The organism is Streptomyces sp. NPDC055099 (assembly GCF_053607685.1).
Genome location: NZ_JBSGUA010000008.1, coordinates 128,993 through 149,634 on the forward strand (window position 1 = coordinate 128,993; position 20,642 = coordinate 149,634).

Below are 20,642 nucleotides of genomic sequence, written 5' to 3' on the forward strand. Positions count from 1 at the left end.
TACATCTGACATCAACGCGAGTGGTCACTGACGACCGCGACGCCTCCTGAGCAGCCGGTCCATGTGGCTCATGGCCTCACGCTGCGTGTCCTGCACGACGTGCGTGTACACGTCCATCGTGATGCTGATCTGGGAGTGCCCGAGGATCTCCATCACGACGCGGGGCGCGACTCCGGCCGCAGTGAGCAGCGTGGCCGTGCCATGGCGAGCGTCGTGCAGCCGGATGACGCGGAGGCCGGCCGACTCGGCGACGCGCGTGAACGAGCGGTAGATGTTGCGCGGCTCGACCTGGCGACCGGTGCGGGTGGTGAAGACGTACGCCGACTCGTGCCACTGCTCCCCTGCCTTGGCACGAGCGGCGGACTGCCGCATACGGTGCCAGCGCAGTGGTGCGATGCAGAGCGCGGGCAGCGGGACGGCGCGACGGCGACGGCTCTTGGGGTCGTCGTCGTACAGGACGCCACGACGCCTCTGGGTCTGCTGCCGGACGTAGAGGACCCGGTTGTCCAGGTCGATGTCCGTCCAGCGAAGACCGACGATCTCTCCCCGACGCAGGCCCATGGCGATGGCGAGCACGAAGGCCGCGTAAAGCGGATCTCTGCGAGAGGCCGCGAGGAAGTCGAGTGTCTCGTCCAGGCTCCAGGGATTCAGCTCCCGGTTGTCCGTGCGGGGCGGCTCGACGAGCTTGGCGACGTTCCGTGTGATGAGTTCTTCGCGGCAGGCAGCGGTCAGGGCGGAGCGCAGCACGCGGTGCGACTCCTTGGCCGTTGCTGCGGTGGCGGCCTTCTCCAGGAGGACGAGGAAACGACGCACGTCCGCGACACCGAGAGATTCGAGCCGCTTCCCACCGAGGACCGGCACCAGGTAGAGCCTGACGTGCGCCTCGTACTTGTCGTAGGTGCTGAGCTTCCGCCGAGGCTTGATCACGTTGTCCAGCCAGTACGGCAGCCATTCGGAGAGCTTGGCCGAGCGAGTCGGTACGGGGACGCCCTGATCAACCTTGGCGAGCAGCTCCCGGCGCTTTGTGTCGCACTCCTGCCAGGTCTTGCCGTAGGCGAACTTCCGGGCACGGGTGCCGTCCGGCTGGAGGACGTACACGGCGCACTGATAGCGCCCGTCCTTGCGCTTGGTGATGGTGCCCGCGCCGTTCGGATTCCGCTTGCGATTAGCAGCCATCAGGCAGCCACCTCCAGTTCGTTGGCGATGTAGTCCCGCAAGGCCCGAGCCGGGATACGGCGGCACCGGCCGATCGTGATCGAAGGCAGCCGACGCGAGCGGATCAGGTCATAAACCGTGGAGCGTCCGAGCTTGAGTCGTGCCATGACGTCAGCCACCGTCAACAGCTCGTCGTCACGCATGCGTTGGTTCTCCTTCTGTTCCGAGGGCGGGTTCGATGGATTCGGCGAGCCAGGCTTCGGTGTCGGTGAGGCCGGTTCCGGCGTAGACCCAGTGGGCGAGGACGAGCGTCGTGTCGCCCCCCACCTCCGGATATCCGTAGGTGGTCGGAGCGGCGGTGGCCTCTGCGGCTTGGGCTGCGCGCCATTCGGCGCGGGCCGTGCGGAGCGCGCCGAGGGTCGTCGAGTAGCGGCGGGACTTCGTGGAGAAGTGGCCGCGGAAGCCGAGCATGTGGGCCCAGGCCCGGAGCCGGAGTTCCGCCAGTTCCTTGCGGGCGCCGAGAGTCCAGGCGGTGCGGATCATGCGGCGGGCGTGGTCGCTGATGTCGAGCTGGGCGAGCTCGGCGAGGAACTTCAGCGGGCGGTCCAGAGCTCCCGTGGCCGTCTCGGCGCCCTTGGTGGCGTACTTGGCGATGTACGCGGCGACAGCCCGTTCGGTCAGGTCCTGGCCACCGTCGAAGTCGGCCGAGCGGATCGTGCGTACGTCGAGTTGTCGGCCGAAGGTGAAGGCGTGGGCGCGTCCGTCGATGACCGGGCCGTCCACGCGGGCGGCGGTCGCGGCGGCTCGGATGGCGTCGGTCAGCAGTTCGGCGGTCGCCCAGGCGGGAGGCGGGGTGTCGCCGCCACCTGGGCCGTCGATGCGGATCACCGCGTGGAAGTGGACCGCGCCGCGCTTCTGGTACTCGGCGACCTTGGCGAAGGACACCCGCGCGTACGCAGGCAAGGCCCGCTGCGTGAGACCGGCGCGCTTGGCGACTTCCCGGCGTACGTAGGTGGAGAAGCGCCGCCATAGCGCCCCTGCATGCGCGTTCCAGAGCACGGCCGCTTCGTAGTCGTAGGTGTCGGGGTTCAGCGGGGTGCCGAGGGCGGCGTCCTCCTGGTCGTGGACGACACCGCAGCGGCAGGGGCGGACCGTACGGGCCGGGCCCTTGGGGCGGTTGTGGACCGGGCCGAAGCCGGGGGCGGTGAAGGTGGCGAAGACGCGGGGGTGGGCGGCGACCCGTTCGGGGATGCCTTTTCCGCCGCGTAGGCCGGAGGTGATCAGGTGGAAGGTGTCGCGGCGGTAGACCTCCGCGCAGGCCGCGCAGCGCGTCGTACGGCGGTTGTTGCAGCGGACGAGCAGGTGACCGGCCGGGAGGGCGGTCGAGTCGAGATGGTGGAGGACGTTGCCGATCTCGCCGGTACGGGTGTCCACGGCGTGCTCGGTGCGGTGACCGTCGAGGCGGATCGGGTGCGTGCAGCCACCGAGTCCGGAGAGTTGGCGCAGGAGCGCGGGCATGGTGCCGAGTGCGGCCAGTTGACCCAGTTCGCGGAGCGGGGGCGGGGTGGCGCGGGTGATGATGGCTGTTCTCCTTCTGGCTTCGGCTAGGAGGGGGCAGGGCCCCCGGGGCGGCGGATGCTTGGCGGTATCAGGGCCGCCCCGGGGGTCTGGCAGTGCTGGCGACTAGCGCCGCCGCTGGTCGCGGAGCATCGAGCGAATGACCACGGCGCACACGGCGACGGAGATGGCCGTGACGGCGACGGCGGCCAGGAGCGCGGTCAGCACGACGCCGCCGACGAGGACGGCCACGACCGCCCCGGAGGTGACGGATATCTGGGGCGTCGGGCGATGCGCGGGAGCCGGGTCGGCCACGGTGTGGACGTGTGCGGGCGGCGGCGTCGGGCTGTCGGGGTACTTGGGCAGGAACACGGCGAAGTTCTCCTTACCTACTCGTCTAGTCATGTGAGCCGTTTACGACGTCCACGCCGGAGCGCGTACCGGATTCGATGGCCGGGGCCATGAAGGTGTGCGAGAGCCAGAAGCCGAACAGGGCGATCACCACGACGATCCACGTGCGGACGCCGAGGAACTTGACGGCTCCCCAGGCGAAGAGGCCGAGGACGAACACGAGCGGCAGGCTGACGGTCACGGAGACGGGTCCTTTCAGCGGACGGGGCAGCGGTGGGTACGGGCGGCCAGCTCGGCGGCGGCGCGGCTGTCGTAGTCGGCGGAGAAGCCGCAACGCGGGGCCGTGCAGGCGGCGGTGTGCTTCTCGCGGCCCCGTCCGTCGAACGACGTGCCGACCTGGACGGGACCGATGCGGGCGACAGAGCGGAAGCGGCGGTTGGCGCTCATGTGGATCTCCCTTCAGGGCGTTCAGAGCTTTCAGGGCGCTCAGAGCTGAGCGGCGATGGCGTCGGCCATGGGCATCGGGACGCCGAGGCGGGCGCGCAGGGTCGTGGTGTCGATGGCCGTTCCGGTACGGGAGTGGTGCTCGGTGGCGACTTTGCGGGCGTGCTCGACCAAGGCGGCCGGGACCGCGACGGGGGATGGAGAGCTAGGCGCGGGATCGGTGGCCGGTGGCGGCGGGAGCTCCGGTACGGGATCGGGCGCGTCCTCCTGGCCGTAATCCTTCTGGCCGTCGATGCCCTCCAGCTTTCGACCGTCCTCCTCGGTCACCTCGTGCCGGATCGGCGCCGAGTGCGCGAGAAGCGTCCCGCCGAGGAAAGCGACCGCAGGCCAGCCCGCGACGAGGATGCGGAGCCAGGCCGGCACATGGTTCAGGTCGAGCAGACCGGCGGTGGCGACATTCGCGCCCAGGGAGGCCGCGAGCGCGATGACGAACCAGCACCAGCCTGCGGCTTTGGCGTCACCGGTCCGCAGTCGACGCCAGGCGGCGACGAGCAGCAGGTCGACCGAGACCGGGTAGGCCCACGCCTTCCACCCGTCCTGTCCGGCCGCTGAGGCGACGTCGTGCAGGTGGGCGAAGGACAGGGCGGCGGCGATGACGGCCTGGACGAGTACCGCGTCGACACGGGCCAGTTGGGCGCGCATGCTGCGGCTCCTTCCGGATTCAGGCATGGCAGGGGTAGGGGCGTGGCGCGAGACGGTCACGCCGACCGGGGGTGCGGGAAGGTGCGGTTCAGCCGGTGATCGGTCGCGGCTGCATGACCGGGGCGGCCGGGGACTCGACCGGCTGTACGGGCACGGAGGGCCGGAAGGGCTTCAGCGCGGGCAGGTCGGGGACCATGTGGGCCGACGCGCGGCAGGTCTCGGCGGCGTCGGACAGAGAGAGATACGGCGTACGGATGCGGGACCAGCCGCCCGAGGTGTCACCGGCGACGGCGAGACCGGGCCGTTCGGCAGGGATGGCGCAGGCGGCGGAGACCGCTTCGGGGGCGATGTCGCCGAGCGCCATTTTGGCGGAGGCTTCGTCGTTCACGCGGTGGCAGACGCGGCCGGTCAACTGGGCTCGGAGCATCGTGGCGCCCTTGCCGAGTTCCGCGCCGAATCGCTGTCCGCACACCTCCAGGTAGATACCTGCCGCGCGGCCGAGCTGGGCGAGCCGGATGAGCTGGGTGACCATCTCGTCCCGCCGCTCTTCCTCCTTCTTCGTGGCGACGAGGAAGAGTTCCGCCACCTCGTCGACGAACAGCACCACGGGGACGGGCCGTTCCTGCTCGGGAAGCCCCCAGATGTCGGAGGTGATCTCCTCGTTCGGCGTGCCCGGTGCGATCCTCTGGCGTGCCTTGATCAGGTCGTAGCGGTCCTCCATCTCCTTGATGAGCACGGGCAGCAACTCGGCGGCCTGCTCGGGGTCGGTGGCGAGCGCCGACAGTCGTGGCGCGAAGGGCGCCAGCTCCACACCGCGCTTGCAGTCGATGCCCACCAGGGCGACGGGCTGCGGCGCGAGTCCGGCGACGAGATGCCGCAGGTACATGGACTTGCCCGACAGGGTGGCGCCCAGGGAGAGGCCGTGCGGCACGACGCGGTAGTCGCGCACGAAGGGAGTCGCGTCTTCCCGCAGCGCTACGGGCACTTGCAGGGACCCGCCCACCGCCTTGCGCGGCATACGGACCTCCCGCAGCACGTCGTAGCCCACAAGTCGCAGGTCGACCACGCCAGGCTTGACCGTGGTCACGTAGACGGCGTGAACGCCCCAGGCGTGCCGTAGGCGTTCGGCCGAGGCGGCCACGTCGGCGGGTTCTTGGCCCGGTGCGAGCCGCAGACGAAGCCGTAACCCGGTCGTGGTCGGGCGGATGATCCCGCGACGAGGCGGCACGGGCCGGATCTCTCCACGGGTGGTGGCCTTGACCGCCAGGACCCGCAGTCGGGACGGCGTCACGGTCAGGCCGCAGGCCTCCATGACCGAGCCGTACGAGCTGAGCAGCCGGGCCGTGGACATCGGGAGGCCGACCGCAGACCAGTAGATCCCGGGGTGCTTGGCCCGGGTGTAGGCAGCCCCGCCACCGAGTGCGGCGACAGGACCACCCACCTCCAGAAGCGTCGTCAGGTCGGTCATCAGGCCGTGGCCCCCATGGCGGCCGGGAAGGCGGCCGGAGTGACGGCGGCGCAGCGGTAGGCGATGCCGTGCCGCTGCTGACCGTTGAAGACGCTCTCCCACGGCCGGGCAACGAGCCCCGGAAGCGAGACCGGCGCACCGAGCGTCAGCCCCTCGGAAACCCCGCTCTCCGGGATGGTCACCTTGATCAGGGACGACTCCCCCTCCTCGATGTAGACGACGCCGATGGTCATCAGGGCTTCGCCGCTGTTGATGTCCTTGGCGATCTCGCCCGTCTGCCGGTCGCGGACCTTGGGCTCGGGTGCCTCGGTCAGCAGGATCGTGGCGGCGGAGGTCTCCACACGGATGGTTCGCAAGATTCTTCCCATCTACTCGTCTATACAAGATGCAGCCTTCGAACCCGAGTTCCGGGAACGCCGACTACGTTGCCACACAACTTGCCCACTCGTCTATACGAGTATGCCTGTTGGGCTGTACGAGTTCGGGAAGCGGACCACCGCGCGCCACGGCCGCCAGGCCCTTATGTGGCCGGGAGCTGGTACGACAGGACGTAGGCGTCCGCCGCCATCACGGTGTCGCAGACCTCTACGGCACGCCCTTCGGTGTCGTACGCGGTGCGGATCAGGTGGATGACGGGCACGCCAGAAGCCAGCCGGAGCGTCCGTACTTCTGACGGCGCGGGCATCCGGGCCCGGATCTCCTCCTCGAAGTGGTCGAGGTGGTGGCCCAGCTCTTCGAGGCGGGCGTAGATGCCGCCGGGGCCGGGGTTGGGCTCGGCGATCTGGGTTCCGCGCGCGATGTCGAGCGGGAGGTAAGAGGTGGCGAACTCCACCGGCCGGCCGTCGAGCAGGTACCGGCGCCGACGAGCGAGCACGCGCCGTACGGAACCGAGGCGGGTGGAGATGTCCTGACTGGCCTTCTCTTCCTTGACCTCCAGGCTGTCGACCTGGGGATGGCTGCCCGCGGCGTCGGCCTCGACGATGAAGGCGGACTTGCCTTGCTCACGGTGGCGCCGGGCGAAGCGGTCGGAGGCCAGGCGGCGGACCGGTGGGCGCGGCCGGACGAAGACGCCCTTGCCGTGCTCGGCGTGGACCAGGCCCTCGCCCGTAAGAACCGAGAAGGAGTTCCGAACAGTCATCCGGGAGACGCCGTAGTGCTCGACGAGTTCGGCTTCGGAGGGCAGCTTCTCGCCTTCCTTGAATCGCCCACGGTCGATGGCCTCGCGCAGCTGGTCGGCGATCTGCCGAAAGACCGCACGATCACTCGTGGGGTCGATGTCGCCGAGCAGGCTCGGGAGTGACGTCACGTGTACTCCTTTAGGTATCTAGACGAGTGGGCGAGTGTTGTTGCTACGGTGGAGAGCCTAGCCATTCGAGAGGGTCGAGCACCGTGAGCACTGATCGTCCGCACTCCGTGAGCGTTGCCGGAGTCATCGTCGACGACCAGGGCCGGGCCCTTTTGATCAAGCGCCGCGACAACGGCCACTGGGAACCCCCGGGCGGCATCCTCGAACGCGAGGAGACCATCCCCGAGGCCCTGCAACGCGAGGTCCTCGAAGAGACCGGCATCAAGATCGCGCTTCCCGCGACCCTCACCGGCATCTACAAGAACATGACGGGCTTGATCGTCTCCATGGTCTTCCGCTGCGAGGCCGCCGACGGTACGCCCACCACCGGCGACGAGACCCGTGCTCTGCGCTGGGCCACCCGCGATGAAGTCACCGAACTCGCCGACGAGGCTTACGCGATCCGCGTCCTGGACGCACTCGACGCGGCTTCCCCACCGGCGATCCGCGCCCACGACGGCGTGAAACTCGTCTAGCTCGAACCCGCTGCACATGGCGGCCTACCAGCACGAAGGAACTTGTATGCACGAGTATACGAGCACTATCCGAGTCTGGGGCCTCACTTGCCCAGGTTTCCCAGAAGAGGTCAGCCGGGCCCGACGCTGGACGCGGGACATCCTTCGTGACTCGCCCCTGGTGGAGGACGCCGAGCTGATCGTGAGCGAGCTGAGCGCGAACGCGATCCTGCACACGGCGAGCGGTCACCAGTCGGGCAGCTTCTCCCTGGCCGTCGAGGTATCACCGCAGATGGTCGCCCTGTCGGTCACGGACGACGGAGGCACGAGAACCGCCCCGAAGGTTGAGCACCAGGACCAGGGCCAGGAGGCGGAACACGGCAGAGGCCTGGGCATGGTCAGCGCGATCGCACACCGGGTCGTGGTCCACGACAGCGACAAGGGCCACACGGTCACCGCGGAGCTCTTCACCGATGCCGGCCGAGGAGTCCAACCATGCGGATGAGCAAGCCACGACGCGGCTACTGGTGCGAGTGCTGGACGGAGACCGCCACGGGTTACGGGGGCGGGCCGCAGCTACGAGCATCGTTCGACGCCTACTCGGCAGCGCAGGCCGACAGGTGGGTGGCGATCGCGCTCCGCACCATCTCACCGGCACTCGACACCGACGCGTCAGACGAAGCCTGGGGATGGCTGTACGCGGGACGGACCCAGACCCGCAGAGCGCTCCTGGCCATGAAGCCCTGCACGGTCTCCGTGACGCACGCGGACACCCGAATCACCTGGACGATACGACCGGTTGTCTTCCTGCCCCTCGCCCATCGCCAGGCGGCAGAACTCCCAGCATGCGCCCACGACTTCAAGCCCCAGCAGACGGACTGAGTTACAACTTTCTCTACTGGTTCAAGGCGGCTCGCTCCGCTCCCCGCGCGCGGCCCGGCTCCCCGGGCCGCCGCTCCTGTCTCCGCCCCGCTCCGGCCCGGTCCACCAGGCCGCGCGACAAGAGCTGGCGGCCAACTGACCTCAGAGAAGGGGTACATCGTGGCTGGGGCGGTCGGCTCCACGGCTTTAGGCAGCCACTTTGGGGCGAGCCTCTAAGATCATGGCCCCAACGTCGTGCTTTAACGGGCAGGTCCACAGACTGCCCGACTCGCGATGAGCTTACGGGGCCATGATCACTCGCCCCAAAGCAGCTCCAGCCCAAAGCCGCTCCACCGACCTCCTGGATCATCTGCGCCCCAGACGGGTAACAACTAGCCTTGAAGCAGGGCAAAAATGGAGCGAGAGGGGCACGCGTGTCACGAGCTACGGAGAAGTTCGCCTCCTTGGATCCGGGTCAGGCAATGGCACTTGGATCGCCCTACGGTGAGCTTAAGGGCGCCTCTGGAACCGACGACCTCCTGGCCGTAACAAGAACCTTTTACGACCTACTGAGGAGAATGCTCGACGGAGATTACGGATTCGACTCCGACCCGGTTGAGTACAGGTGCGCAAGCTGCACAGAATTGCACACATACGAGCAACGAGCAGCACAAAATAGACTTTTGATGATCGTCGGTGACTTCTATTCATATACCGCGCACCGAATCATTCAGACCGATCCAAACAGAGCTTTGGAAATAGCTGGCTGCTCTCCCGAGGAGTACGCATCTCTTAAAAATGGGGAAGGGGAGACAGATGTCGAATGGTCGAGGGAGCTACTGACTAGCTTTATAGGTGTTCTTCAAGCGTCGGGGGGGCTCTATCCTCTACGCAGGGGAGACGTTGCAGGAGAAGATCACATCGACGCATATGAAAGGATCCTGGCAACATCCTCCCTGGGCGTGTTCCATGTATTCCAAGGGGTGGTTGACCCCCAGGGTGACTGCAGTCTAGGAATGGAAGCGGCTTTCCTGACCAGGAGGATGCTTTCCTATACTCTGCACCTGCAAGAGGCCATTTACCGCTGGCCGATGCGTCCCTGGAGTGAGGCACATAAGAGCGGAGCATTTTCTTCTCTACGACTTCCAGAGCTCCAACTTCTGGCAACCCGAGCGGACGCCGTGAAAGCGCGTTATGGAGACAGGAAAGTGGAGAAGGTATTCGAGCAGCAACTCGCCCTATTAATTCAGTCTCTCGGATTCTATGTAGTTTCGACTCGGACGGGAGAATCTACAGTGGATCTCGTCTGCATCAGCGCAGACCCCGCTTCACCTTTCACTTTCCTCCTGGAGGCTAAGTCCTCCGTTCGCCCATACACGCTCCCATCCGACGACCGCCGAGCTCTTCTGCAATACATTGAGGATGTTAGAAGTAACCTCACAACTTCCCCTCCGCTTGCCTTTGTCCTAATTGTCAGCGGTGCACCTCAATCAACACTCAAAGAAAAGATTGCTGCTCTTGAACTTGCGGCTAAGGTTCCCGTGAGGTTCTGCACAGCCCAGAGTTTGGCAAATCTACGAGAGAATCTAATTGGCCCGAATCCGGCTGGAATCCTCAAGAAGGCGATACTCCGTGCAGACAAAGTGACGGCGGATGAAGACTTGCAAAAGGTGGCAGATGAAGTACTGATCCGCATAAAGGCGCAAGAAGAGCTCGTTCGGTCCTTTCTTGCTGGATCCTCCTAGACCGGGAGGATCCACAGCACGGTTCCGCACCCATACAGTGTCAGGATGTTCGAGACGATCCGTTGGCGCTGCTATGCGCATGTGGGTGACCGCCGTGCTGCCGAGCGTGTGGTTGGCCGCATCGGAGAGCTGTTGCCGCAGACCATCGAGATCGAAAGTTACGAGCGGTACTGGAAGTTCCCGGAACTGGCCGAGCTGCGGTTCGTCTCTCCCCTTAGTTGCAGCACCCCGGAGGACGCGCTCCTGACCACCCTTCAGCGGGCATGGAAGGTCGCGACGCCCTGGAGCCTCAGCGGACCGGAGCTAGGGGTACGTCATGAGTACTGGGGCATCGCGTCCTCCAACGTCGGTGTCAGTTTCAGCGTCGCCGGCATCGAGTGGATGGAGTTCACCATCACTGATCGCCAAGAGAACCCCTCTGTGACAGAGCGGGCTGACATCCGCGAGTGACATCAACAGCGCCGGACGCAGGCACCCACGCACAACTCGGCACAGCCACCCCGGCCGCGCGATGACATGGCCGGGCTAAGTTGAGATCGAACTCCTAAAGCGGGTGTCGCAGGTTCGAATCCTGCCGGGGGCACAAGGCAAAAGGCCCCGGACCGATCTTGGTCCGGGGCCTTTTGTGGTTCACGGGGCTGCGGGTGTGCTGGGGCCCGCTTCGGGTTCGTCCGCCGCGTACGGGTGTACGTAGCGGTCCTTGTTGAAGGGGGTGAACCAGTTGGTGATGGCCAAGGGGGTGATTCGCAGGGCCTCGCCTGCTTCGCTTTCGTCTATGCCGTCCATCGCGTCGTCGTAGAGCCACTCGTGGTCCATGTCCTCGTAGACCAGCTCGGCGAAGCATTCCAGGGCTGATGCGACGCCCTCGTCCAGGAGGCCGAAGGTGTCCAGCGTGACCTCGGCCTCGCGCAGCAGCAGCCTCAGCGCCAGTTCCTCGGCCACGCAGCTCAGCTGGCGGAAGCCTCCCTCAGTCAGGCGCGTCGTCAGGGCGATCGCCGTCACCAGGAAGCGGCGGGCGAAGCGGGCGTCGTACTGCAGGGCGTAGCGCGGGGGCAGCTCGTCCAGGAGCCACATGGGGCCGTCGCATTCGGCGACGTTCGTCGCCTCCCGGTCCAGGGCGTGCGCGTCCTGGAACAGCTCGTCCAGGAGGACGTCCGTACCCCAGATCAGCGCTCCCGCGGCCAGTTCGGCGTCCTCCGTCGTGATGTCAGGGGCGGGGTCGGGGGTGTGGTCCGATCGAACGGTGCCCTCGGGCTCCTTCTCCTCCGGTACGCCGAACATTCCCACCCCGAACGCCGCGAGCCTCGGGGCCATGGCCCGGATCTTGGCGCGGATCGCGTCGGTTTCGGCCGTCGTCCCTGCCGCGTGCGGGGACGCCGCTTCACCGGCCAGTCCCATCAGGCGCGCGCGGCGGGACTCGACGTCGTTCGGCGGGGCGTCCGGGCCGTCGGCCGCGTCCAGGCTCTCCTTCGCCTGGTCCGGGTGCAGCTCCACCTGGCACCGCTCGACGGTCCAGTCCGCGAGCAGCTCCGTACGCTCCAGGAGTTCCTCCACGAGTTCGCGGACGGCCTCCTCGGCGAGTTCCAGCGCCGGGGCGTCCACGAAGACCTTCAGGAGCGCTCCGCCGGGGTACACGCCCACAAATGTGTCGCGGAGGCTGATCTCCGTTCCGTCGGGTCCCGCGATCTCCTCCACGGACTCGAAGCCGTCCTCGAGGAGAGCACCGGCGCCGATCCGCTGCAGCTCATCCATCTCCGGGGTACCGGCCGCTATCCGGGCGTCCACACTCACTGCATACGTCACGCACCACAGCCTCGCAGGCGAGAGCACCGCTTGCGCCCGCAACGCCTGCATCGCCCTCCTCCCGGGGCCGGCCCCCACACCCTTCGCGCATTCAACCTGTGTCGGCCGTCCCGGCCAGGGAACACGTGAGGAGAAGCGGTGGCTTCGGATTGTGGTGGTGGTGTTCGCGCCGTGTCGCAGTCGCAGTCGCAGTCGCAGCAGCCGTCGCTTTCGGGCTCCCACGGAGGTCGGCGCACTCCCGCGTCGCCGACCCCGTGGTAGAGGCGGGCCGGCCGTGGCCAAGGGGAGCCGCCGCGGCCGGGCCCTGCCAGAGGCCCGCCCACAGCTCTGTTACGTCCCCCTAATACGGTCCCGGCCAACCCCCACCCACGCCGCTTCCCTCTCCCCCACCATGGGGACACACAGTCAGGGAAAGCCGACGCGCAAGCCATGCCGTCGCCGCAGTCTCAGCCGCAGCCGTCGCCGCCTCGTCGACTACCCCCGCCGCGGCAGACGCGGACCGTGGCGGTGGGTTCCCTCCTGGCGGCAATGGCTGGGAGGGTTCGCGTTTCTGGTTGTCGGACTCGGGTGTCTGTTCGGGCTTGTGTACGCCTCCGTCGACATTCCCGACGAGAACGCCGCCGCCCGGCGCGAGGCCAACGTCTACTACTGGGCCGACGGCACCCAGATGGTGAGCACCGGTGAGGTGAACCGGCAGAACGTGCGGCTCTCGGAGATTCCCGACGCCGTCGAGAACGCCGTCATCGCCGCCGAGAACGACACCTTCTACAGCGACTCCGGAGTCTCCCCCAAGGGCCTGGCCCGCGCCGCCGTCAACATGGTCCGGGGTCAGGAGACCCAGGGCGGTTCCACCATCACCCAGCAGTACGTGAAGAACACCTACCTCTCCCAGGACCAGACGGTCACGCGGAAGGTCAAGGAGTTCGTCATCGCGCTGAAAGTGGACCAGAGGAAGAGCAAGCGGGAGATTCTGCAGGGGTATCTCAACACCAGTTGGTTCGGGCGCGGCGCTTATGGCATCGAAGCCGCCGCCCACGCCTACTACGGCATCCCCGCCCGGCAGTTGGACCCCAGCCAAGGCGCCGCCCTCGCCGCCCTGTTGAAGGGTGCCGAGCAGTACGACCCCTCCGTCAGCGCGGTCAATCACCACCGCTCCGAAGCCCGTTGGAAGTGGATCCTCGACCGGCAGGTCAAGGCGGGGCTGATGACAGCCCAGGAGCGCGGGAAGTTCACCGTCTACCCCGAGCCCCACAAGGAATCCCGCACCACCAGCCTCGGCGGCCAGACCGGCTATCTCGTGGACGTCGCGAACAAATACATCAAGCAGCACACCCCCCTCACCGACAAGGACCTCGCGCGCGGCGGCTACAAGATCCACACCACCTTCGACCGGGACAAGGTGCGCCGGCTGAAGGGCGCCGTCGAGCGCGTACTCGATCGCGAGATCGACCCGAAGAAACGCGCCGCCGACAAGGACGTGCAGGTCGGCGCCGCCTCCGTGCGCCCCTCCGACGGCGCCATCGTCGCCCTCTACGGAGGGCCCGACGCCACCAAGCACTTCACCAACAACGCCGACACCTCCGGCGTCCCCGTCGGCTCCGCCTTCAAGCCCTTCGTCCTCGCCTCCGCTCTCGAACACGGCATCAGCACACGCTCGGGCGGTCGCGGCACGCCGTGGCAGGCCGTCTCCGCCGGCAGCTCCTACGACGACAGCGGCCGCCTGCGGGAATCCGCCCCGCCCACCCTCGCGAGCGGCATCGGCAGCATGAACGGCACGGAAAGCGACCGTCCCACCCTCCGCCAAGCCCTCGCGAAAGGCGGCAACGCCACCTACGTACGCCTCGGCAAGGACGTCGGATGGGAGCGGGTGCGGCGCACCGCCGTCGCGGCCGGGCTGCTCGAAGGCAGCATGGCGCGCCTGGAGCGGACCTTCCCCATCGGTACGTCGACCCCCAGCGCGATCCGCATGGCCAACGCCTACGGCACCTTCGTCAGCCGCGGACTGCGGCACGAACCGTACTCGGTGACCGAGGTCGTCACGAACGACGGCACCGACGCGAGCGTCGCCGGGCTCGCGAGGCCCGGCGTGCGGCGCGCGCTGGATCCCGATGTGGCCGACGAGACCGCCGACGCGATGCGGGGCGTCGGCGAGGCAGCCGTCGGCAGGCCGGTCGTCGCCGGCCGCACCGGCGACCAGGACCGCCTCCGGTCGGCCTGGTTCACCGCCACCACCGATGAGCTCTCGACCGCCGTGACGATGTTCAGGACCAGTCCGGACGAGCCGCAACTGCTGCCCATGTCCGGTGTCGGCGGGGCGGGTTCACGGCACGGGAACGTCTTTCCCGTCCAGATCTGGCGCGACTACGTGAAGTCGGACACCGAAACCACCGACACCAGCAGCGGAACCCACAGCGGCGATCAGCCATAGTCCCGGCCCGGGGGCCGGCACCCTTCCCCAACCCCCGCCCGGCTGTCATCGTTCCGATATGTATCCCTATGGGCCACCTCCCGGGCCGCCGCCCCGCATCGACGCGGGACAACTGCGGCCTCGTCGGGGGTGGTTCGTCGTCGCGGCGGTGATCGCGGCGGTCTGCGTGGGTGTCGGCGTCGCGAGCTTCCTGCTGACGCTGACCTCCACGGTGGACTCCGTCGAGGACGACAAGGCCTTCACGAGCGGGCAGTCCGTCACGCTGCGGATCGGGCCGGACGACGACGCCGCCATCTACGTACGCAGCCCCTTCGTCACCCGCGCGCGCTGCGAGGTCGTCTCCGGCCCCTCCGGCTCCGCGCCGCGCGTGACCACGCCCGAGAGCACCTTCACCGTCACCAAGGGCAGCGTCGAGTGGGAGCGGGTGTTCGTGCTCAAGACCGACACCGCGGCGGACTACCGCGTGACGTGCGACGACCGACGCGGCGCCCTCACCTTCGCCCCCGGCGACGACGCCGACTTCGCGTCGTTCGTCGGCGGCATCGTCGTGACCGTCGTCGTGCCGGTCCTCGGCCTCCTCGCGGGCTCCGGCATCGCGATCATCGTCGGCGTACGCCGCGGCAGGCACCGCCGCTGGCTCGAAGCCCAGGCGTATTACGGCCACCGCTGATCGACGCGGGCCACCGTTGACCTTCCCCCAAGGGCAGACCCCATCGTCGCCGTGCCGGGCCACCGGGCCCGGTGACGGAGGATGCCCCCATGGACGCGCACGCACAAGCAGACGTACCAGTAGGCGCAGAACCGGCAGACGGCGAACCGGCAGACGGCGAAACCCTGCTCACCATCGGTGAGTTCGCCGCCCGCGCACGGCTCTCGCCCAAGGCCCTGCGCCTGTACGACCGCCTCGGGCTGCTGGCCCCCGCGTACGTCGACGCCTCCACCGGCTACCGCTATTACCGCGCGGCGCAGGTGGAACACGCCCGCACCGTCGTCCTGCTGCGCCGGCTCGGCATGCCGCTCGCGGACATCACGGCGACGGTACGGCTCGACGGCGAGCAGGCGGGACGGGCGGTCGCCGCGTACTGGGCGGGCGTCGAGGAGCGGCACGCGGAGCGGCGCACGCTCGTGGGGTACCTCCGTGGACGACTGTCCGGAAGAGGTTTTGAGATGTACGGGAATGATTTCGCGGTAGAGACCGTCGACGTGCCCGAGCAGTACGTCATCTGCGAGAGCAGGCACCTGCTCGCCGAGGAGCTGCCCGTCTGGATCGACGCGTCGACGCGTCGCATGGAGGAGGCGGCCGAGAGCGAGTGCGGCGGCATGGCGGGCTCGCCGTTCGTCGTCTACCACGCCGAGGTCACCCAGGACAGCGACGGCCCGGCGGAGGCCTGCGTACCGGTCAGGGACGCGGCGGCCGCGCGGGCGTGGGCTGCGAAGGCGGGGCGGCAGCGGGGCACGACCTCCCGGGTGGAACCGGCCCACCGGCTCGCCTACACCCGCATCACCAAGGCCCAGGTCTCCTATCCGCAGATCCTCGGCGCGTTCGAGGCGGTGGAGGCGTGGGTGTCCCGCGAGGGCCTGAAGGTCGCCGGAGCGTGCCGCGAGATCTACTTCACGGAGTGGGACTCCGCCGGTCCCGAGGACCAGGTGTGCGACGTGGCGTTCCCGGTCACGACCCCGTAGGCGCCCCACCGCGGAGTGTGACCCCGCCGCGGGGTGCGGCCCCGCGGCGGAACCCTCAGCGCACGCTCTCCTGCAGCTCCTCGGGGCAGGCGGTGCCGCGCGGGAGCTGGTAGGGCGCGCCCAGGCGGTAGACACCGGGGCCGGGGGCGAGGAGTTCGGTCCACTTGTCGCCCTCGGCGTCCTCCTCGGCCTCCATCAGGCAGCCGTTGACGTTGTCGAACTGCTTGGGGCGGTCCTCGTCGGTCTCCCGCAGCCGCTTGGACTCCTCGGTCTCCTTCGGCCGCTCGACGCCCTTGCCCTCGGCGTCGACGAGGCTGAGCCACGGCGAGTACGGGACCCGGATCAGGACGCGGCCCGCCTCCTTCACCTCGATCGTCATCCCGCCCGCCTCGGCACGGTCGACGACCGCGGGCGGGTCGGCGAGCGGGGTCGGGTCGGTGACCTCGTAGAGCTGCCAGTTGGAGTCCACCCAGACCTGCTTCAGATACGGCAGGCCCCGCTCCACCAGCGCGGCCTCGCGCTTGCCGCCGTCACCGTCGGGCTCGCCCTTGGGCAGCACGACGTAGTGCACGGACCAGCGCTTGAGCCACTCGTGGTAGTTCGCGGAGTTCAGGGTGTCGTCGTAGAAGAGGGGGTTGCGCTCCATGTCCGCCTGGCGGTTCCAGCCGCGGGCGAGGTTCACGTATGGCGAGAGCGCGGAGGCCTCGCGGTGGCTGCGCGCGGGCACGACCTCCACGCGGCCCTTCTCGGCGCCGACCTCCTGAAGTTCGTTGACGAGCGGCGCCAGCTCACGCGTCCAGGAGGCCTGGGGCGTCGTGTGCACTATGTCGTCGATCGCCTTGAAGCCGACCCAGCCGGTGAAGGCGACCAGGGCCAGGACGATCGTGTACCACTTGCGGGACTTCTTCACCGCGAACGGCAGCGCGGCGAGCAGCGCGACGCCACCGAAGGACATCGCGAGGCGGGAGATGTTGGAGCCGATCTGCGAGCTGATCAGCCAGACACCGAGCACGAAGGCCGCGTACACGGCGGTGGTGATCCGCACGGTCTTCCACTGCTTCGGCACGAGGAAGAAGACGAGGCCGGAGCAGATCAGGGGCAGCGACGCGGACCCGAAGGACATCGGCTGCGTCCCGGAGAACGGGAAGAGCCACGCGGAAAGGCCCACGACGATGGCGGGCGCCACCCCGAGTGCGTACGCGCCGGGGTAGCGCTTGCTGAGGAACAGCGCGACGGCGATCAGGCCCACGAAGAGCCCGGCCACCGGGCTGCCCATCGTGGCGAGCGCGGCGAACGGCGCGGCGACCAGCGCCTTCGCCCACCGCTTGTAGCGCCAGCGGTAGGGCCAGCAGAAGACCGCCGCGACGGCCATCAGCGCGAACATCTGGCCGAGGCCGTACGTCACGCGGCCCGACACCGCGTTGCAGAACAGCGCGAAGACACCCGCGAACGCGGGCCACAGCGGCTGCTTCACCGCACGGCTGCGGACCAGGATCATCGTGAGGAGCGCGGCGGAGACCGTACCGGCGATCATCATCGTGGTCCGGACGCCGAGCACCGACATCAGATACGGCGAGACGACGCTGTACGACACCGGGTGCATCCCGCCGTACCAGGCGAGGTTGTACGCGGAGTCGGGGTGCCGTCCGACGAACTCGGCCCAGGCGTCCTGCGCGGCGAGGTCACCGCCGCTGTTGGCGAAGGTGAAGAACCACACGACGTGCAGGACGGCCGCGGTGACGGTCGTGACGGTCACCGGGTGCCGCAGGATCGGCTCCCACCGGGGGGCCCGTTCGCGTGTCACGGGGCGCGCTCCGCGCTGTGCGGGCAGCTGTATTCGCGCCCCGGTGCGGGTGCCGCCACCGGTGCCGGGCTCAGGATCGGCGTCGTCGGCTCGCGTCGGCTCCGCTGTGGCCACTTGCGGCACTCCCCGTGTCGTTCTGTCCGTCCGGGGGCCGCGCCAGGGGGTCCGTCCCGGAACACCCCGTCGCTCAGCCCCGGCGTACTGCTCCCCGAACTTGTGACGCTAGCACGCACGGCGCGCACGGAGCCTGGGGCGGGGGCTCCGTGCGCGAGGGGACGGCCGGCTTCGGCCAAGGCGCGGGCACGGGCGGCGGCTTGCGCCTGTGCCCGTGCCCCCTCTCCCCTGTACGTCGCGCTGTCCTTGCCTCGGTACGTTCCGCTGTCCCCGCGTCAGCCGACGCGCTGGAGCTTGGCTCCGAGGCCCGGCTCGGCGAGATCCTTCTGGAGCGCGACGGGCACCTCGACGGCACCTTCCTTGCCGTCGCCGACGCTCAGCACACCCACCGTCGTACCGGCCTTCGCCGAGTGCGGGATCGTCACGCCTGCCTTCTCGCCGAGCTTCAGCTTGACCGTCAGGCCCGACCAGCCCGCCGCCTCGACGTCCTTGGTGGCGACGACCGGGGTCGTGCCGCCGAGCCCGTCGTCGACCTGGCCGACGACATCACCCTTCTTCACGATCTTCTTGGCCTTGAGCGCGCCCTGACCGGCCTCGATGAGCTTGCGGGTGACGCCGGTGACCTGGTCGATGTTGGCCACGCCGTTCTCGCCGTACTGACCGAGGGCGGCACCGATGATCGTGCGGGTCTCGCCGCCGACCTTCTGCTCCGCGGCGAAGAGGATGTTGCCGCCCGCCGCGGTGGTGGTGCCGGTCTTGATGCCGATGGCGACCGTCGGGACGAGCCCGAAGAAGTTGTTCTGCTTGTCGCCGTTCAGGTCCTTGTAGCTGGGCTGGCGGGAGATCTCGTTGAAGACCGGGTCCTCCATCGCGGCGCGGCCCAGCTTCACGAGGTCCTCGGCGGTGGAGACGGTCGTCTTGTCGAGGCCGCTCGGGTCCGTGTAGTGGGTGTTCTTCATGCCGAGTTCCTTGGCCGTCTTGTTCATCTTCGCGACGAACTCGTCCTCGGAATCGCTCTTGGTGTCCCAGCGGGCGAGCAGCTTGGCGACGTTGTTCGCGGACGGCAGCATGACCGCCTGGAGCGCCTCGTACTGGGTGATCTTCTGGCCCTCGGTGACCTTGACGACCGACTCGTTGCCCGCCTTGCCGGTGGTGTAGTGCTTCTCCGCCGCGGCGTCGACCGGGATCTTCGGGCCGGGGTCGCCCTTCTTGAGCGGGTGGTCACGCAGCACGAGATAGACCGTCATGACCTTGGCGATGCTCGCGATCGGCACGGGCTTCTGGTCGCCGGACGTGCCGAACGTGCCGATGCCGTTCACGTCCATCGCCGCCTGGCCCTTGGCGGGCCACGGCATGGACGGCTTGCCGCCCTCGAAGGTGACGGTCTCCTTCGCGGTCAGCGCGAGGGTGGGGGTCGGCAGCGGACGCACGGCCTGTACGACTGCGAAGACGACCACCAGGAGCAGCACCAGCGGCGTCCAGATCTTGACCCTCCGCACGGCGGTGCGGACCGGGGTCTCCGGGGGCGGCGGAGTGTTGGTCAGCTCGGCGAGAAGGTCGAGCGGCGGCCGCGGGGGCAGCGGTTGCTGGGTGGTGCGCTCGGGCCCTACGTTGACTTTCTCGGACGTGGACGCCTTCTCTGGCGCCGGCGCCTTGGCTCCGGGGGGCGTGGCTGCCGGGGCCTTCGGGGCGTCGTCCAGGGGCTTGAGCGCGACGAACTTGCTGGTGCGCTCGGCGTCCGCCTCGGGCTTCGCGGCAGGCTTTGCTTCGGACTTTGCTTCCGGCTTTGCCTCCGGCTTCTTGGCCCCGGGCTTGTGATCGCTCAGCTTGAGCATGGTGGTCGGCTGATCGACGGCCTTCGGCGACAACGTCTTGAAGACGGCGGTGGCCTGATCGACACCGCCGGTGGGGGTGTCGCCGGCCTCCTCGTCGGCGTCGGCCGAGCCCTTGGGGGCGGTGTCGGACTTGCCTGTTCCGCCGCCCTTGCCGCCGGATGACTTGCTGTCGGCGGGGGTGGACTTGGGGGCGGCGGGCTTGGCGTCCGCCGGGGAGTCCGTGGGCTTGGCGTCCGCCGGGGAGTCCGTGGGCTTGGCGTCCGGCTTGGGGGCGGCGGCGGCAGCGTCGCGGGAGTCACCCGCGTCGCCGGAGGAACCGTCCTCGCCCGCAGCCGCGTCGGCGGAGTCACCGGCCTCGTCGGCCGTATCGGCGTCACCGGAGCCACCCGCAGCGCTGCTCACGGAACCAGCCGCGCCCGTGGGCTCGGAGGCGCTGGTGGCCGCGTTGGTGTCCCGGGAGTCGCCCGCGTCGCCCGCGGAATCGTCCGCCCCCGCAGCCACGTCGGCCACATTCGCGTCGTCAGCGCCAGCCGCAGCGCCACCGGAGCCCGCCGCATCCGAAGCCTTAGCCCCGGCAGCAGCCGGAGCCCCGCTCTCCTCGGCAGTCTCATCGGACTTAGCAAGCTCGTCGGTCGCCTCGGGCTCGGCAGAGCCAGCGGCCTCGTCAGCCGCGCCAGCCGCACCCGCGTCGTCAGCACCAGCCGCCGCACCCTCAGCACCACCGGAGCCCGCCGCGTCCGAAGCCTTCGCCCCGGCAGCAGCCGGAGCCCCGCTCTCCTCGGCAGGCTCATCGGCCTTAGCAAGCTCGTCGGTCGCCTCGGGCTCGGCAGAGCCAGCGGCCTCGTCAGCCGCGCCAGCCGCACCCGCGTCGTCAGCACCAGCCGCCGCACCC

General features: G+C 68.7%; 21 protein-coding genes. 8 read left to right on the plus strand and 13 right to left on the minus strand.

Annotation, left to right across the window (positions count from 1 at the left end; genetic code table 11):
- Window positions 1-24: 24 nt before the first annotated feature.
- The 10 genes from ACWFRU_RS21065 to ACWFRU_RS21110 form a co-directional block, all read right to left on the minus strand.
- Entirely contained in the window at window positions 25-1,176 is a 1,152-nt protein-coding gene (locus tag ACWFRU_RS21065; RefSeq protein WP_453689100.1) for a tyrosine-type recombinase/integrase, read from the minus strand.
- The gene (locus tag ACWFRU_RS21070) at window positions 1,176-1,358 is read right to left on the minus strand and encodes a helix-turn-helix domain-containing protein (RefSeq protein ID WP_358742397.1); all 183 of its coding nucleotides are present in this window, start codon (window positions 1,356-1,358) and stop codon (window positions 1,176-1,178) included. Before ACWFRU_RS21070 ends, ACWFRU_RS21065 begins: the two co-directional genes overlap by 1 nt.
- Window positions 1,351-2,673 carry a replication initiator gene (locus tag ACWFRU_RS21075; protein WP_453689102.1) on the minus strand — a complete coding sequence of 441 codons (1,323 nt, stop codon included), beginning with the start codon at window positions 2,671-2,673 and terminating at the stop codon, window positions 1,351-1,353. Before ACWFRU_RS21075 ends, ACWFRU_RS21070 begins: the two co-directional genes overlap by 8 nt.
- Before the next feature lie 165 nt (window positions 2,674-2,838).
- Window positions 2,839-3,084 (minus strand): SpdD protein, encoded by a 246-nt coding sequence (locus ACWFRU_RS21080; RefSeq protein ID WP_380890453.1) that lies wholly within the window; start codon window positions 3,082-3,084, stop codon window positions 2,839-2,841.
- Window positions 3,085-3,109: 25 nt separating this feature from the next.
- Entirely contained in the window at window positions 3,110-3,304 is a 195-nt protein-coding gene (locus ACWFRU_RS21085) for a hypothetical protein (RefSeq protein ID WP_205034603.1), read from the minus strand.
- Window positions 3,305-3,318: 14 nt separating this feature from the next.
- Window positions 3,319-3,510 carry a mobile element transfer protein gene (locus ACWFRU_RS21090; protein WP_453689104.1) on the minus strand — a complete coding sequence of 64 codons (192 nt, stop codon included), beginning with the start codon at window positions 3,508-3,510 and terminating at the stop codon, window positions 3,319-3,321.
- A 39-nt stretch (window positions 3,511-3,549) separates the two neighbouring features.
- The gene (locus tag ACWFRU_RS21095) at window positions 3,550-4,209 is read right to left on the minus strand and encodes a DUF2637 domain-containing protein (protein WP_453689106.1); all 660 of its coding nucleotides are present in this window, start codon (window positions 4,207-4,209) and stop codon (window positions 3,550-3,552) included.
- 88 nt (window positions 4,210-4,297) lie between these two features.
- Window positions 4,298-5,677, minus strand: coding sequence for an FtsK/SpoIIIE domain-containing protein (locus ACWFRU_RS21100; protein ID WP_453689108.1), 1,380 nt, complete (start codon window positions 5,675-5,677; stop codon window positions 4,298-4,300).
- Window positions 5,677-6,033 (minus strand): SCO3933 family regulatory protein, encoded by a 357-nt coding sequence (locus tag ACWFRU_RS21105; protein WP_453689110.1) that lies wholly within the window; start codon window positions 6,031-6,033, stop codon window positions 5,677-5,679. Before ACWFRU_RS21105 ends, ACWFRU_RS21100 begins: the two co-directional genes overlap by 1 nt.
- Before the next feature lie 164 nt (window positions 6,034-6,197).
- The gene (locus ACWFRU_RS21110) at window positions 6,198-6,983 is read right to left on the minus strand and encodes a GntR family transcriptional regulator (protein WP_453689112.1); all 786 of its coding nucleotides are present in this window, start codon (window positions 6,981-6,983) and stop codon (window positions 6,198-6,200) included.
- A gap of 107 nt (window positions 6,984-7,090) precedes the next feature.
- Here ACWFRU_RS21110 and ACWFRU_RS21115 point away from each other — a divergent pair, with 107 nt between their 5' ends.
- The 5 genes from ACWFRU_RS21115 (at window position 7,091) to ACWFRU_RS21135 (ending at window position 10,533) form a co-directional block, all read left to right on the plus strand.
- Window positions 7,091-7,498, plus strand: coding sequence for an NUDIX hydrolase (locus ACWFRU_RS21115; protein ID WP_380890450.1), 408 nt, complete (start codon window positions 7,091-7,093; stop codon window positions 7,496-7,498).
- 46 nt (window positions 7,499-7,544) lie between these two features.
- The gene (locus ACWFRU_RS21120; RefSeq protein ID WP_453689114.1) at window positions 7,545-7,982 is read left to right on the plus strand and encodes an ATP-binding protein; all 438 of its coding nucleotides are present in this window, start codon (window positions 7,545-7,547) and stop codon (window positions 7,980-7,982) included.
- Window positions 7,973-8,359 (plus strand): hypothetical protein, encoded by a 387-nt coding sequence (locus tag ACWFRU_RS21125; protein ID WP_453689116.1) that lies wholly within the window; start codon window positions 7,973-7,975, stop codon window positions 8,357-8,359. Before ACWFRU_RS21120 ends, ACWFRU_RS21125 begins: the two co-directional genes overlap by 10 nt.
- Before the next feature lie 377 nt (window positions 8,360-8,736).
- On the plus strand, window positions 8,737-10,083 hold the full coding sequence (locus tag ACWFRU_RS21130; protein ID WP_453689117.1) for a hypothetical protein: 1,347 nt from the start codon (window positions 8,737-8,739) through the stop codon (window positions 10,081-10,083).
- 45 nt (window positions 10,084-10,128) lie between these two features.
- Window positions 10,129-10,533 (plus strand): hypothetical protein, encoded by a 405-nt coding sequence (locus ACWFRU_RS21135; protein ID WP_453689119.1) that lies wholly within the window; start codon window positions 10,129-10,131, stop codon window positions 10,531-10,533.
- A gap of 180 nt (window positions 10,534-10,713) precedes the next feature.
- Here ACWFRU_RS21135 and ACWFRU_RS21140 read toward each other — a convergent pair whose 3' ends face one another.
- Window positions 10,714-11,886, minus strand: coding sequence for a hypothetical protein (locus ACWFRU_RS21140; protein ID WP_453689121.1), 1,173 nt, complete (start codon window positions 11,884-11,886; stop codon window positions 10,714-10,716).
- 583 nt (window positions 11,887-12,469) lie between these two features.
- On the opposite strand from ACWFRU_RS21140, the gene ACWFRU_RS21145 reads away from it, so the two are divergent.
- The 3 genes from ACWFRU_RS21145 to ACWFRU_RS21155 all read left to right on the plus strand — a co-directional run bounded on the left by ACWFRU_RS21145 (window position 12,470) and on the right by ACWFRU_RS21155 (window position 15,997).
- On the plus strand, window positions 12,470-14,314 hold the full coding sequence (locus tag ACWFRU_RS21145) for a transglycosylase domain-containing protein (RefSeq protein ID WP_453689123.1): 1,845 nt from the start codon (window positions 12,470-12,472) through the stop codon (window positions 14,312-14,314).
- A gap of 58 nt (window positions 14,315-14,372) precedes the next feature.
- The gene (locus tag ACWFRU_RS21150) at window positions 14,373-14,984 is read left to right on the plus strand and encodes a serine/arginine repetitive matrix protein 2 (protein ID WP_453689125.1); all 612 of its coding nucleotides are present in this window, start codon (window positions 14,373-14,375) and stop codon (window positions 14,982-14,984) included.
- A gap of 89 nt (window positions 14,985-15,073) precedes the next feature.
- Window positions 15,074-15,997 carry a MerR family transcriptional regulator gene (locus ACWFRU_RS21155; protein ID WP_453689126.1) on the plus strand — a complete coding sequence of 308 codons (924 nt, stop codon included), beginning with the start codon at window positions 15,074-15,076 and terminating at the stop codon, window positions 15,995-15,997.
- Window positions 15,998-16,052: 55 nt separating this feature from the next.
- Here ACWFRU_RS21155 and ACWFRU_RS21160 read toward each other — a convergent pair whose 3' ends face one another.
- Both ACWFRU_RS21160 and ACWFRU_RS21165 read right to left on the minus strand, forming a co-directional pair.
- Window positions 16,053-17,915 (minus strand): MFS transporter, encoded by a 1,863-nt coding sequence (locus ACWFRU_RS21160; protein ID WP_453689128.1) that lies wholly within the window; start codon window positions 17,913-17,915, stop codon window positions 16,053-16,055.
- 275 nt (window positions 17,916-18,190) lie between these two features.
- Window positions 18,191-20,260, minus strand: a complete 2,070-nt coding sequence (locus tag ACWFRU_RS21165; protein WP_453689130.1) for a serine hydrolase — start codon at window positions 20,258-20,260, stop codon at window positions 18,191-18,193.
- Window positions 20,261-20,642: the final 382 nt, after the last annotated feature.